This window comes from Niallia sp. CD-39 (assembly GCF_059874745.1).
The window spans coordinates 17,769-31,455 of sequence record NZ_JCBCPS010000009.1 but is presented as its reverse complement, the minus strand read 5'-3'; the positions used below and the strand labels follow the sequence as shown (position 1 = coordinate 31,455).

Here is a 13,687-nt window from a genome sequence, read left to right as displayed (position 1 = left end):
TCCGCTTGTTATGCATAACATCCCCACCAATTGTTCATACTAAATGTAAGTTGTGATTGGAGGGGTGTTTAATGGCCATTCATTATCAGTGTCGCCATTGTGGAATTAAGATTGGATCAATCGAAGAACGAATTGTTCATGCTGAGCGCCTTGGGTTTCATCAACTGAATGACGAGGAGCGACAAGAAATGATTTATTATAATCAAGAAGGAGACATGCAAGTCAAATCCATTTGTGAAGATTGCCATGAATCTTTTCGTAAAAATCCGACTCTCTATGAACAAGATTTCTTTATCCATTAAACAAGCTTTGGAAGCTAAGTCCAAGGCATTTTTCTGTTTTTCAAATCATTCATGTTAAATTTTTAGATTTGTATTCTCTTTTTTTACAGAAATAAAAAAAGAGGTTGATATATAGGAGGATACACGATGCTAGGTTTAAGAAAGCTGTTTTCCCAGCAGGATGATGTACAATCAGTGCTGTCAGGGATTCAAGAAGGGTTAAAAGAACAATTAATCGCTGGTTTATCTGGTTCTGCAAGGACATTGTTCTTATCATCCGTTTATGAAGAATCAAAACGCCCGCTGCTTGTCATTACACATAACTTATTGCAAGCTCAGAAGCTATACGACGACCTTGCTCATATCATTGGAGAGGAAGAAGTGTTCCTTTACCCGGCAAATGAGCTCATTGCTGCGGAGATTAGTATTGCCAGTCCTGAACTAAAGGCACAAAGAATTGAAGCATTAAATTATTGGAGTAAAAATCGTTCAGGAATTATGATTGCCCCGATGGCTGGTGCTCGAAAAATTTTACCTCCTGCCTCACTTTGGAAGAGCTTTCAATTATCTTTGAAAGTAGGAGATGAACTGCTAGAGGAGCAATATCATCGGTTTGTACAAATGGGCTACACAAGAGTGGAGATGGTTTCATCTCCTGGGGAATTTAGTGTAAGAGGTGGAATTGTTGATATTTATCCACTAACAGAAGCTGACCCGATTCGAATAGAGTTATTCGATACCGAAGTGGACTCTATTCGTTCTTTTTCACTTGAAGACCAACGCTCAAAAGACAAACTTGACAAGGTTACAATCGGTCCCGCAACAGAGCTTCTATTACAACAAGAGCATTACGAACGATTGATTACTAGTATTGAATCCGGCCTAAGCGGAAGCTTAAAAAAATTGAAGAAAGACCAGGATAAGGCCAAGCTATCGCAAAATATTGGCTATGAGTTAGAACAGTTAAGAATGGGATCAAAGCCTGAACAGCTGGTTAAATACTTATCTATCGCCTATGACGGTGGGAGTAGTTTAATAGATTATTTACCTTCTAATGGTGTCATTTTTATTGATGAAATTAGCCGAGTTCAAGAAATGAATGATACGTTGGAGAAGGAAGAGGCAGAGTGGTATACGAGCTTGCTAAACGAAGGGCAAATCATTCATGATGTGAAAACGTCCTTCCCATTTCGAGAATTGTTCAATAGAAGAACACACCCAATTGCCTATATGTCACTATTCTTAAGACATGTACCAAATACGAATCCACAAAACATCGTGAACATTTCATGCAAGCCGATGCAAAATTTCCACGGGCAAATGCATGTTCTTAAAAGTGAACTAGAAAGATGGAAAAAAGGGAATTACGCAGTCGTTTTCCTTGGAGTGGACGAAGGAAGGGTTCAAAAGCTTCAATCTATTTTAGAAGATTATGATGTGCAAACATACCCTATAAATGCTGATCAAACAGTCGTCCAAGGCAAGTTCCAAATTCTCCAAGGAAACCTCCAAACAGGTTTTGAGATTTCAAACCAACGTCTGGCGGTTATTACAGAAGAAGAACTTTTTAATAAAAAAACAAAGAAAAAGACACAAAGACAAAAATTATCGAATGCCGAGAGAATTAAAAGTTATTCAGAATTAAAAGTAGGCGACTATGTTGTCCATGTTAATCATGGGGTAGGGAAATACCTCGGTATCGAAACTTTAGTCATTAATGGCATTCATAAAGATTATTTGCATATACGTTATCAAGGCAGCGATAAGTTATATGTTCCTGTAGAGCAAATTGATCTTGTGCAAAAATATGTAGGGTCAGAATCGAAAGAGCCGAAGCTTTACAAACTCGGAGGGAATGATTGGAAGCGAGTTAAGAAGAAGGTTGAATCATCGGTTCAAGACATTGCAGATGATTTAATTAAACTGTATGCCGAAAGGGAAGCAACAAAGGGTTATGCGTTTAGTCCCGATAGCGACATGCAGCGTGAGTTTGAGCTGTCGTTTCCATATCAGGAAACAGACGATCAGCTAAGGTCCATTGTAGAAATTAAAAAGGATATGGAAAGAGAACGCCCAATGGATCGACTACTGTGTGGGGATGTTGGTTATGGAAAAACAGAAGTAGCGATTCGTGCGGTCTTTAAAGCGATTGCCGATGGAAAGCAAGTAGCGTTCCTTGTCCCAACTACGATTTTAGCGCAGCAACATTTTGAAACAATTCGTGAGCGTTTTCAAGATTATCCTGTAAAGATTGGGATGTTAAGCAGGTTCCGTACACGAAAGCAACAAACAGAAACAATCAAAGGCTTAACAGAAGGTGTTATAGACATTGTAGTTGGGACACATCGCTTGCTATCAAAGGATATTTCATACCGTGATTTAGGGCTATTAGTGATCGATGAGGAGCAGCGTTTCGGTGTAACCCATAAAGAGAAAATCAAACAACTAAAGACAAATGTAGATGTGTTAACTTTAACGGCTACGCCGATCCCACGAACGCTGCATATGTCAATGCTTGGTGTGCGTGATTTGTCTGTCATTGAGACTCCTCCAGAAAACCGCTTCCCTGTTCAGACCTATGTAATGGAGTATAATGGGGCGCTTGTCAGAGAAGCGATTGAACGGGAGTTAGCTCGTGATGGTCAGGTGTACTTCCTTTATAATCGGGTAGAAGATATTGAGAGAAAAGCTGAGGAAATTAAGATGCTCGTTCCTGATGCACGGGTAACATTTGCTCATGGGAAAATGACAGAAAACGAGCTTGAATCAACGATGCTCGCCTTTCTTGAGGGTGAGTACGATGTACTTGTCAGCACCACAATCATTGAAACAGGTGTAGATATTCCAAATGTAAATACACTGATTGTCCACGATGCAGACAGAATGGGCTTATCACAACTGTACCAGCTTCGAGGACGTGTAGGACGTTCCAACCGAGTTGCTTATGCGTATTTCACGTATAGGAAGGATAAAGTGTTAACGGAAATTGCAGAGAAGAGGTTGCAATCGATCAAGGAATTCACGGAGCTTGGCTCAGGATTTAAAATTGCTATGCGCGATTTAACCATTCGTGGAGCAGGGAATTTACTAGGTGCAGAACAGCACGGCTTCATTGATTCGGTTGGATTCGATCTATATAGCCAAATGCTAAAAGAGGCAATTGAACAACGAAAAGATTTAATTGCTGAGGTTGTAAAAAAGGAACCGGTCGAAATCGATTTGTCTATTGATGCCTATATTCCGGAAGTCTATATTGCGGATGGTCATCAAAAAATAGAAATGTATAAAAGGTTCAGAGGAGTTTCATCAATTGAAGCATTAGAAGAGCTTCAAGATGAAATGATTGATCGCTTTGGAGAATATCCAACGCAAGTGGGCTATTTATTTGCGATCGCGGAAACAAAGGTATACGCGGATTTAGCTGGTGTTGAGTTAATTAAACAATCCAAAGACGAAATCCAGCTCTTATTAAGCGATGAAGAGAGCAATAAGATCGATGGGCAGAAGGTTTTTCAACTTAGCGGTCAATATGGTAGAATGATTGGACTTGGTATGGATGGGAAGAAGTTTAAAGCTGTAATTCATATTAAAGGCAAACAAGTTGATGACTGGCTTAAAACTTTATTAGAATTTACGAAAGGACTTGTCCATTCGAAGAAAGTAAAAACAGCTAAATAGTCTCATGTGAGAAGTGTTTAATTTGTTAATAAAAGGGTATTTCATTTAAGAACTACCCTTTTAACTGCTTACATTTTTGGTATTAAAATCATCAACAAGAAAAATTATTGCATACGTATAGAACTTTCCATATGAAAGATACTAAGTTCAAGAAATGTGATAAGCCTCATTGTACGGATAGTACAAGAGGACATCACACATAAAGAAAAGAGAAGTTTATCAACTTTTTAATTAGGACAAGCTTCTTACTTTTCTTAATCATTTGATGAAAGTGAGGCAACATTAGTGAAAGCAACTGGTATAGTTCGTCGAATCGATGATTTAGGTCGTGTCGTTATTCCGAAAGAAATTCGAAGAACACTTCGAATTCGAGAAGGTGATCCGTTGGAGATATTCGTCGATCGAGATGGAGAAGTCATTCTTAAAAAATACTCACCTATTAGTGAATTAAGTGATTTTGCAAAAGAATACGCAGAAGCGTTGTATGACAGCTTAGGGAACCCTGTTTTAATATGTGACCGTGATACATATATTGCGGTAGCTGGGGGATCGAAAAAAGATTATTTAAATAAAAGTGTTAGTGACTCCGTTGAGAAAATTATGGAAGAGCGCCATCCTGTATTACAAACTCAGTCTTCTGAATTTGCACTTCTTGATGGTCATACTGAATCTGTTAGTTCTTATACAATTGCACCAATCGTTGCAAATGGCGACCCAATTGGGGCGGTAGTTATATTTGCTAAAGAAGACACTCTAGGTGAAGTAGAGAAGAAATCTGTTGAAACAGCAGCTAGCTTCCTAGCTCGACAAATGGAATCATAATAATTAACGGATCAAAAGATGAGAGGTTGCTGGATAGCCAGCGAGCTCTCTTTTTTAATTAGATAAGAAAGTATAAAGTTTCATTATAACTTCAGTTAAGTAAGCCACTTCTTCGATTAGAACGGAGGCGGCGCCTCCTGCGGGAATAGCAATAGCTGAAAATCCCGCAGGAAGTGGTTTTTTCTGAGGAAGTTGAAGAATTGCGACGGAAAGCGCCAGGATAATCGAAGATGATCATTTGCAATTTTTGATATAATACAATTTACAGTTGGTTTAATTGGATAATAGGAAGGGGAACGCTTGGTTGGGGACGCATATGCAAGCACAACAGATTTTAAAAGGAGCGTTCATTTTAACGATTGCTGCCTTAGTTGTTAAAATCCTAAGTGCCGTTTATCGAATACCTTTTCAAAATATTGTTGGTGATGTTGGTTTTTATATTTACCAGCAGGTTTATCCTTTTTACGGAATCATGTTGATTTTGACTACATATGGATTTCCTGTTGTTCTTTCAAAGTTATATATGGAATCGTTGCAGGAAGGAAAGAATAATGAAAATCAATTGTTCGCAATTTCACTTCTAACCTTTACTATTTTTGGAATTAGCGGCTTCCTCTTTTTCTATATTGGTTCAAGCTGGATTGCGGCATTAATGGGAGATCCACAGTTGGCTTCTCTTATTCGAATAGTGGCTTTCTTTTATTTGTTTATGCCTATTAATTCAGTGTTAAGAGGATACTTTCAAGGGCAATCATACATGGTACCGACAGCTCTGTCTCAAGTGGGTGAACAGTTTATAAGAGTGGCGACCATCCTTTTATTCGCGTATTTATTTACGCGAAATGAACTATCTTTATATGAGGTTGGTTCGGGTGCTTATCTTGGGGCAATTGCTGGTGGTATGGTTGCGTGTATGATTCTGTTAATTTTTCTATTTATAAAAAAGGATAGGGATTTTAAGTGGACGATTTTCCCCTTAGGTGAGAGTTTTCGAATCATGAAGGAAGTAACGATACAGGGCTTTGCAATCTGTGTGAGTAGTTTACTATTAATCTTCCTTCAGATGGCCGACTCCTTTACGTTCTATTCACTTTTAGTTAACATTGGTATGAGCGAACATGAAGCGATGGTTTTAAAAGGGGTTTATGATCGTGGTCAGCCGCTTTTGCAGTTAGGAACAATTGTGGCAACTTCGATTGCTTTATCCATCATTCCTTTTGTCACGGCTGCGAAGAAGGCCGGTGATTATGCACTTATTAAGAGAAAGGGAGAAGACGTATTAAAAATGACCTTCTTCTTCGGCCTTGGTGCATCTGTTGGCTTATTTGCAATTATGGAACCTACGAATAGAATGTTGTTTAAAAATAGCGATGGAACAATTGTGTTATCGATCTTAAGCTTTATGATCTTATTTGCTTCAATGATTATGACAAGTTCAGCGCTGTTGCAAGGATTTGGAGATACGATTTATCCAGCAGTTGTGATTGTGATCGGTTTTTTAGTAAAATATTGCTTAAATATTTTATTCATGCCCGTCTTTTTAGAATACGGTGCAGCGATTGCATCAATATGTGCATTACTATTGATCATGGTATGTGTCTTGTATAAGCTTCATCGACTCATCCACTATCATATAAGCATCAAAATGATAATGAAGATGTTCCTCTCAGCATTCGCTATGTTATTAAGTATAAAAGCTTATTACCTCCTTTTAGAATCGGTAATAGTAGAATCGACAAGGATAACTGCCATGCTCCAGTCTCTCTCAGCGGTTGTGCTTGGTGGTTTGGTCTATGTATTTTGTGTGTTAAGGTTACAAGTTTTCTCAAAAGAAGAATGGGCAATGATTCCATTAGGAAATAAACTGATTCGTTTTCTTCCTAATAAGAAATGAGTGAAACAATATGGAAAAGATCATCGTCGTTGGTTTAGGTGCAGGTGATTTAAATCAATTGCCTTATGGTGTGTACAAACAGCTAACAAACGAAACAGAGACTGTCTTTTTACGAACGAAAGAACATCCAGTTGTAAAGGAATTAATGGATGAGGGAATTTCCTTTCAATCGTTTGATGATGTGTATGAAAAGCATGAACAGTTTCAACAAGTGTATGAAGAAATCGTTCAGCGTCTGATCGAGGTGGCTACAGAGAAAGGTATTATTTACGCAGTTCCTGGGCATCCTCTTGTAGCTGAGATGACTGTGCAATTATTGCTAGAACAAAGTAGACAAGGGAAAGTAAATGTTGAGGTTGCAGGTGGTCAAAGCTTTATTGATGCAATTTTTACAAGTGTGCAAGTCGACCCAATTGAAGGTTTTCAGTTATTAGATGGCACGAATCTAGAGTTATCCTCTCTAAATGTGAAGCAGCATCTAATGATTGGTCAGGTTTATGATGCGTTTGTTGCTTCTGAAGTAAAGCTTATTTTGATGGAAGTGCTTCCTTATGATTATGAGATTCAAATCGTTACTGCAGCAGGAAGCAAGGACGAGCAGATTAAAAAAATTCCATTAGTAGAATTAGATCGTGAAGTAAGCTTAAACAACTTAACCTCAATTTATATACCTCCAGTAAGGGATGAGAAACTTTTATATAAGAATTTTAATCAGTTAAAGCATATTATCCAGACATTGCGTGGACCAAACGGTTGCCCGTGGGATCAAAAACAAACCCATCACTCCCTTAAAAAGTATATGATTGAAGAAGCATATGAGCTCATTGATGCGATCGAAAATGATGATATTGACAATATGATTGAGGAGCTTGGAGATGTACTGCTTCAAGTTATGCTTCATGCGCAAATCGGGGAAGATGAAGGTTACTTTACTATTTCAGACATCATTGAAGTGCTTTCAGAAAAAATGGTCAGAAGACACCCTCATGTGTTCGCGAATGTTCAGGTTGATGACGTAGAGGATGTAGTGAATAACTGGGAAGATATTAAAAGAGCAGAAAAGAGTGATATGTTATCAACTTCCTTGCTTGACAATGTAAATAGCTCCTTTCCAATGCTAATGCAGGCAGAAGAGATACAAAGAAAAGCTGCAAAGGTTGGATTTGATTGGGAGAAAGTAGATGGCGCATGGGAAAAGGTGAAGGAAGAAGTACAGGAATTCGAAGAGGCAGCCATTCATCAAAGTGAGAAAGAGCGAAGGAATGAATTTGGTGATCTCCTATTTGCTTTAGTTAATATTGCACGCTTTTACAAGATTCAGCCTGAAGAAGCTCTGCATCAAACGAATGAAAAATTCAAAAAACGTTTTAATTATATTGAAAATCGGGTAAAGAATGCTGGTAAAACATTTAACGATTATACATTAGAGCAGTTAGATCAATTTTGGAATGAAGCAAAAAATAGAAGTGAGTAGGGGTGAGATTTCATGCGTTTAGATAAGTTTTTAAAAGTGTCACGCTTAATTAAGCGAAGAACAATGGCAAAGGAAGTGTCCGATCAAGGGCGAGTTTTAGTGAATGGTTTGCAAGCGAAGGCAAGTACAACAGTGAAGGTTGGCGATGAGCTATCAATTCGTTTTGGCCAAAAAGTCGTAACGGTGCGAATTGAACAACTGCAAGAAACGACTCGTAAGGAAGAAGCAAGTCAAATGTACGAACTTCTTAAAGAAGAAAGAGTAGAAGCTTAGCCAATTGAAAGGCTTGTTCTAATTTCTCAATCCACTTCATACATATGTACAAAATGATTGTACTTTAGGATTGTGAGGGATGAAGAATGAGTCAATATTATGATGGTAATTCTACAAAGTCGACTGTTCCCGATCATGATGTCTTAATGAAAGGTAGACGTCTTTTAGACATAACGGGTGTCAAGCAAGTCGAGAGTTTTGATAATGAAGAGTTTTTACTTGAAACGGTAATGGGGTTTCTAGCAGTTAAAGGACAAAACCTACAAATGAAAAACCTAGATGTTGAAAAAGGGATTGTATCGATTAAAGGGAAAATCCATGACCTAGTCTACTTAGACGAGCATCAGGGAGATAAAGCTAAAGGGTTCTTTAGCAAGTTATTCCGATGACGTTATCGACTCAATTTTTAACGATGATAGCGATGGCAGGTATGGGGACAGCGTTTGGTGCCAGTTTAGATACATATCAACGGTTTCTAAACCGCCCTCATAGAAAAAATTGGATTGTATTTTTCAATGACATTTTATTTTGGCTATCACAAGCACTTGCCATCTTTTATGTGTTATTCTTAGTAAACCAAGGGGAGCTACGTTTTTATATCTTTCTAGCTCTATTATGTGGATTTGCTGCTTATCAAAGCCTTCTCAAAAAACTCTATTTATTTTTATTAGAAAAAATCATCCATTCTGTGATTTCCTGTTATCAAATAATTGTTAAATTAATTGATTTCGTCATTGTGAAGCCAATTATTGGCATCATTTCGTTATGTCTTTCTATCTTTTTTATGACAGGAAAAGCCATATTGGCTTTATTAAAAGGATGTTTAAAGCTTCTCTTTGTGCTGCTTAAGGTCGTATTATCACCAATTAAATGGGCTTGGCAGTTATTTTGGAGACTTTTGCCGAAACAATTTAAGAAAACGGTCGATAAGTTATATAGGAAAACAGCAGGATTTTTATATCCAATCAAGAATAGATTCCTTACATGGATTTCATCAATGAAAAAAACAAAAGATTAGGAAGGAGAGTAAAATGAGTGTCCGAAAAAACAAAATTACTAAAATGGCAACAGCTTATGTACAAGAAACAGAAGCGGCAACAGAACAAAGTAATATAAAACGCAAACTTCTTTTTAGAAGGTTGGCTGTTTTTTTTGTCTTTGCAGCTGTCGTTTCAGGATTCATGATTTCCACACTCATTTCACAATCCGCTACTCTTGAACAAAAGGTTGCTGCAAAGGAAAAACTTGAAGTGGAGCTTGCGACATTAAAGCAAGAAGAAACATTGCTTCGAGAAGAACTTGTAAAACTAGACGATCCTGATTATATTGGAAAGCTAGCAAGAAAAGAACTGTTTGTAACAGAGGAAAATGAAGTTAATTTCATTATTCCAGAAAAGAAAAAAGACGATAAAAATGATGAAAAGGAAGAAAAAGAAAAATCCAGTGAGTAGCTGCCATATTGACACTCTTTTTTCCGATTCGGTATAATATATAGTAAGTATGAAATTTTTTCATTAAGTTTCTCATTTAGCTGTAGGTAAACTTATAGCATTGATTCACTTTATATCTTTAAGGAGGCAATTTCTTTTTATGTCAATTGAAGTAGGCAGCAAGTTACAAGGAAAGGTCACAGGGATTACCAATTTCGGAGCGTTTGTTGAGCTGCCGGAAGGGTCAACAGGTCTTGTTCACATCAGTGAAGTGGCTGATAATTATGTAAAAGATATTAATGAGCACCTGAAAGTCGGCGATATGGTCGAAGTAAAGGTCATTAATGTCGAGAAAGATGGCAAGATTGGTTTATCTATTAAAAAGGCGAAAGACCGTCCTGAAAGACCTGAGCGACCTGAAAGAAGAGAGTCTAGAGGTCCTTCTCAACGACCACGCCAAGGTAGAACAAATGATAATCGTGCACCAAAAGAAAACTTCGAATCAAAAATGGCTCGCTTTTTAAAAGACAGTGAGGATCGTTTATCATCATTGAAACGAAACACGGAATCAAAACGTGGGGGAAGAGGCGCTAGACGAGGATAAAACTTGTTGCTGATGATTCATATACTTTACACGCAATGAACGTGTTGCTAAAAATGAAAGAGGCTATTCAACAGATGGAAAATGCTGTTGAATAGCCTCTTTTACATTAAAATGCTGATGAAAAAAACAAAAAACTGTTCGAGAATAAACTCGAACAGTTTTTTGTCGGACAGTTTGGCACCACAGGCTTTACAGCAGGAATCAGAATTTCTATTGGTGTGAATGCCACAGTACTTTTCTTATGACCCGTACGGGATTCGAACCCGTGTTACCGCCGTGAAAGGGCGGTGTCTTAACCGCTTGACCAACGGGCCTTAAAAATAAAAGAATCGAATCAATGAATCTGATTCGATTAAGTAATAGCGGCGGAGGGGATCGAACCCCCGACCTCACGGGTATGAACCGTACGCTCTAGCCAGCTGAGCTACACCGCCATAGAAGATGTCTTTTTACGACACAAGATATATAATACAAAGATTTTCACTCTATGTCAATTGTTTTTTAGTTAATCGAGGATTAGCTAAATATGTTCTCTACTATATAAATTCGCAGAATAAAGTCGAAAGAATTTTATGTGCTTGTCCACTATTCTGACAAACTTTTTTATTTCTCCCCTATATAATTGTCAGCAACACTAAAAACGTTGGGGAGTGGGATGAGATGGAAAAGCTGGGGAGAACATTAACAGAACCACTTGGAGAAGTAACACTTCCTAAATCAAAGGTGAAAATTGATTTAGGGCAATTTCTATTAAGCATTCAATTATGGTTCGAGGGATTCTTTATAAAAAAGGGGTATATTTTATTTGTTATCGGATTCTTATTAGGACGGGCACTTATTCTCGCACAACTGTCTCCATTTGTTTTGCCATTCTTTGCTTCAGTTTATTTAATCCGCAAAGATAAAGCACCGCTTGCGATGCTAGGCTTGGTTGTGGGTGGTGCTACATTGTCGATTACAAATGCGGTATCTGTTTTTGCTCTCATCATGTTGTTTTTAGCCGTTTATCGAACAGTGAACAAGTGGGTGCGGAATGAATTAAGATCATTGCCGTTTTTTGTTTTCTTTCTCGTGCTGCTTGGAAAGGGAGTAGAAAGCTTTATCGTAACTGGTCAATTCACGGTATACAATGGCATGATGGCTGGAGTTGAAGCGAGCCTCGGATTTATATTAACGATGATTTTCTTGCAAGGTTTACCGCTGTTGTCACTAAATAAAAGGAGGCAAGTGTTAAAAACAGAAGAAATTGTCTGTCTGATTATTATCCTCGCATCGGTCATGACAGGGACGATCGGCTGGTCTGTTTATGACTTATCCATTGAGCATATATTAGCTAGATACTTAGTGCTTATCTTTGCATTTGTTGCTGGTGCAACTGTTGGTTCAACTGTTGGAGTAGTCACAGGTTTGATATTCAGTCTAGCAAATATATCAAGCTTTTTTCATATGAGCTTACTTGCTTTTTCGGGATTACTAGGAGGGTTATTAAAAGAAGGACGTAAGATCGGTGTTGCATTTGGACTACTAATAGCGACATTGCTTATGGGGATGTATGCAGAAGGAAGTGGAAATATTATCATTACCCTCTATGAATCTAGCGCAGCTATTCTACTGTTTTTCCTTACTCCATTAAGCTTAACCTCGAAGCTTGCAAAGCATATCCCGGGGACTCCAGAGTACTTGGCACAACAGCAAATATATATGCGTAAAATGCGTGACGTGACAGCCCAGCGAGTTTCTCAATTCTCTAAGTTGTTTCATGCGCTATCCAACAGCTTTTCAACTTTTGAAGTACAAAAAGAACAGGAATTAAACGAAGATCGTGAGTTTGATTATTTCCTTAGCAATGTAACAGAAAAAACATGCCAAACTTGTTTCAAGAAAGATCATTGTTGGGCAAAGAACTTTAATACAACGTATGATTACATGAAAGATCTTATGACGGAAATCGATGAAAACGATGAGGAAATTCCCTCGAAATTAAAGCGCGATTGGGAGAGACACTGCACACGCTCGAAAAAGGTGCAGGATGTTATTAGACAGGAGCTCACATACTTAAAAGCAAACCAAAAATTGAAAAGGCAAGTTCGTGAAAGCCGCAAGCTTGTTGCCGACCAACTGTTAGGTGTTTCGGCAGTCATGGGTGATTTTGCAAAAGAAATCCAACGAGAGCGTGAAAATCATCATAAACAAGAAGAAACCATTCTCGAAGCGCTCCAGCAATTTGGGATTGAAATTGAACAAGTAGACATTTATAGCCTCGAACAAGGGAATGTGGACATTGACATGACGATTCCATACTGTCAAGGGTTGGGAGAGTGTGAGAAACTGATTGCCCCAATGCTTTCTGACATTTTAGGTGAAATGGTTCTTGTTCATTCTGAAGAATGTGGGCAATCAAAAAATGATGTTTGCCAAGTAACGTTTAGATCGGCGAAACCATTCACAGTTGATACAGGAGTCGCCCATGCTGCAAAAGATGGCGGATTTATTTCAGGGGATAACTTCTCAACGATTGAACTCGGAAGTGGAAAATATGCGGTGGCAATTAGTGACGGGATGGGAAATGGAGAGAGAGCTCATATTGAAAGCAAAGAAACGCTTGAACTGCTTCAAAATATTTTGCAATCGGGAATTGAAGAGCAAGTAGCGATTAAATCGGTTAATTCAGTTTTAAGCTTGCGGACGACAGATGAAATTTTTTCAACATTAGATTTGGCGATGGTCGATTTACGCACGGCGGAAGCGAAATTCTTAAAAATCGGTTCCACACCTAGCTTTATTAAACGAAGTGACCGAGTATTGAAAATCCAAGCAAGCAATTTGCCGATTGGAATGATTGATGAATTTGATGTTGATGTCGTATGTGAACAATTAAAAGCAGGTGATTTACTCATTATGATGAGCGACGGAGTCTTTGAAGGTCCGAAGCATGTGGAGAATTTTGATTTATGGATGAAACGGAAAATCACTGAGCTAAAAACAAATAAACCACAAGAGGTTGCGGATTTGATTATGGAAGAAGTCATTCGATCACGATCAGGTCATATTGATGATGACATGACTGTTGTTGTTGCTAAGGTAAAACATAATACACCTAAATGGGCAAGCATTCCATTGCAGCAAATGGGGAGAAAAGTTAATTAACAAAAAAGTTAGTATGTGCAAACTAGGATGAAAATATGTATATTTCCCTTCTGAAACGTCGAAAATGGAAACATCAAGTCGTTT

General features: G+C 38.1%; 11 protein-coding genes and 2 tRNA genes. 11 read left to right on the top strand and 2 right to left on the bottom strand.

Annotated elements, in window-relative coordinates:
* Positions 1–71: 71 nt before the first annotated feature.
* The 10 genes from fin to AC6F34_RS15565 all read left to right on the top strand — a co-directional run bounded on the left by fin (position 72) and on the right by AC6F34_RS15565 (position 10,456).
* On the top strand, positions 72–302 hold the full coding sequence (gene fin, locus AC6F34_RS15610; RefSeq protein WP_500773800.1) for an anti-sigma-F factor Fin: 231 nt from the start codon (positions 72–74) through the stop codon (positions 300–302).
* 126 nt (positions 303–428) lie between these two features.
* Positions 429–3,959 carry a transcription-repair coupling factor gene (gene mfd, locus AC6F34_RS15605; RefSeq protein WP_500773798.1) on the top strand — a complete coding sequence of 1,177 codons (3,531 nt, stop codon included), beginning with the start codon at positions 429–431 and terminating at the stop codon, positions 3,957–3,959.
* A 285-nt stretch (positions 3,960–4,244) separates the two neighbouring features.
* Positions 4,245–4,781: a stage V sporulation protein T gene (gene spoVT / locus AC6F34_RS15600; RefSeq protein ID WP_500773796.1), complete on the top strand. Its 537-nt coding sequence runs from the start codon at positions 4,245–4,247 to the stop codon at positions 4,779–4,781.
* Positions 4,782–5,085: 304 nt separating this feature from the next.
* Entirely contained in the window at positions 5,086–6,675 is a 1,590-nt protein-coding gene (locus tag AC6F34_RS15595; RefSeq protein WP_500773794.1) for a putative polysaccharide biosynthesis protein, read from the top strand.
* A gap of 10 nt (positions 6,676–6,685) precedes the next feature.
* Positions 6,686–8,149 (top strand): bifunctional methyltransferase/pyrophosphohydrolase YabN, encoded by a 1,464-nt coding sequence (yabN, locus tag AC6F34_RS15590; RefSeq protein ID WP_500773792.1) that lies wholly within the window; start codon positions 6,686–6,688, stop codon positions 8,147–8,149.
* A gap of 12 nt (positions 8,150–8,161) precedes the next feature.
* The gene (locus AC6F34_RS15585) at positions 8,162–8,422 is read left to right on the top strand and encodes an RNA-binding S4 domain-containing protein (protein WP_500773790.1); all 261 of its coding nucleotides are present in this window, start codon (positions 8,162–8,164) and stop codon (positions 8,420–8,422) included.
* Between the two features lie 86 nt (positions 8,423–8,508).
* Positions 8,509–8,811 (top strand): sporulation protein YabP, encoded by a 303-nt coding sequence (yabP, locus tag AC6F34_RS15580; RefSeq protein WP_500773788.1) that lies wholly within the window; start codon positions 8,509–8,511, stop codon positions 8,809–8,811.
* A complete protein-coding gene (gene yabQ / locus AC6F34_RS15575) occupies positions 8,808–9,440 on the top strand; it encodes a spore cortex biosynthesis protein YabQ (protein WP_500773786.1) in 633 nt (210 codons plus the stop codon). The genes yabP and yabQ overlap by 4 nt, the downstream gene beginning before the upstream one ends.
* Before the next feature lie 13 nt (positions 9,441–9,453).
* Positions 9,454–9,873 carry an FtsB family cell division protein gene (locus AC6F34_RS15570; protein WP_500773784.1) on the top strand — a complete coding sequence of 140 codons (420 nt, stop codon included), beginning with the start codon at positions 9,454–9,456 and terminating at the stop codon, positions 9,871–9,873.
* Positions 9,874–10,012: 139 nt separating this feature from the next.
* Positions 10,013–10,456, top strand: a complete 444-nt coding sequence (locus tag AC6F34_RS15565; RefSeq protein ID WP_500773782.1) for a S1 domain-containing RNA-binding protein — start codon at positions 10,013–10,015, stop codon at positions 10,454–10,456.
* Positions 10,457–10,698: 242 nt separating this feature from the next.
* On the opposite strand, the gene AC6F34_RS15560 is transcribed toward AC6F34_RS15565, so the two are convergent.
* Both AC6F34_RS15560 and AC6F34_RS15555 read right to left on the bottom strand, forming a co-directional pair.
* A tRNA-Glu gene (locus AC6F34_RS15560) sits at positions 10,699–10,770 on the bottom strand.
* 46 nt (positions 10,771–10,816) lie between these two features.
* Positions 10,817–10,890: transfer RNA gene (locus AC6F34_RS15555), tRNA-Met, on the bottom strand.
* A 226-nt stretch (positions 10,891–11,116) separates the two neighbouring features.
* Between AC6F34_RS15555 and spoIIE the strand changes: the two genes are divergently transcribed.
* Complete coding sequence (spoIIE, locus tag AC6F34_RS15550) at positions 11,117–13,603, top strand: stage II sporulation protein E (protein ID WP_500773780.1); 2,487 nt, start codon at positions 11,117–11,119, stop codon at positions 13,601–13,603.
* The last annotated feature ends 84 nt before the right edge of the window (positions 13,604–13,687 follow it).

Coding starts and splice junctions, on each gene's coding strand:
- fin (WP_500773800.1), top strand. CDS start 72: ATGGCCATTCATTATCAGTGTCGCCATTGTGGAATTAAGATTGGATCA.
- AC6F34_RS15585 (WP_500773790.1), top strand. CDS start 8,162: ATGCGTTTAGATAAGTTTTTAAAAGTGTCACGCTTAATTAAGCGAAGA.
- yabP (WP_500773788.1), top strand. CDS start 8,509: ATGAGTCAATATTATGATGGTAATTCTACAAAGTCGACTGTTCCCGAT.
- AC6F34_RS15565 (WP_500773782.1), top strand. CDS start 10,013: ATGTCAATTGAAGTAGGCAGCAAGTTACAAGGAAAGGTCACAGGGATT.
- spoIIE (WP_500773780.1), top strand. CDS start 11,117: ATGGAAAAGCTGGGGAGAACATTAACAGAACCACTTGGAGAAGTAACA.
- yabQ (WP_500773786.1), top strand. CDS start 8,808: ATGACGTTATCGACTCAATTTTTAACGATGATAGCGATGGCAGGTATG.
- AC6F34_RS15570 (WP_500773784.1), top strand. CDS start 9,454: ATGAGTGTCCGAAAAAACAAAATTACTAAAATGGCAACAGCTTATGTA.
- mfd (WP_500773798.1), top strand. CDS start 429: ATGCTAGGTTTAAGAAAGCTGTTTTCCCAGCAGGATGATGTACAATCA.
- yabN (WP_500773792.1), top strand. CDS start 6,686: ATGGAAAAGATCATCGTCGTTGGTTTAGGTGCAGGTGATTTAAATCAA.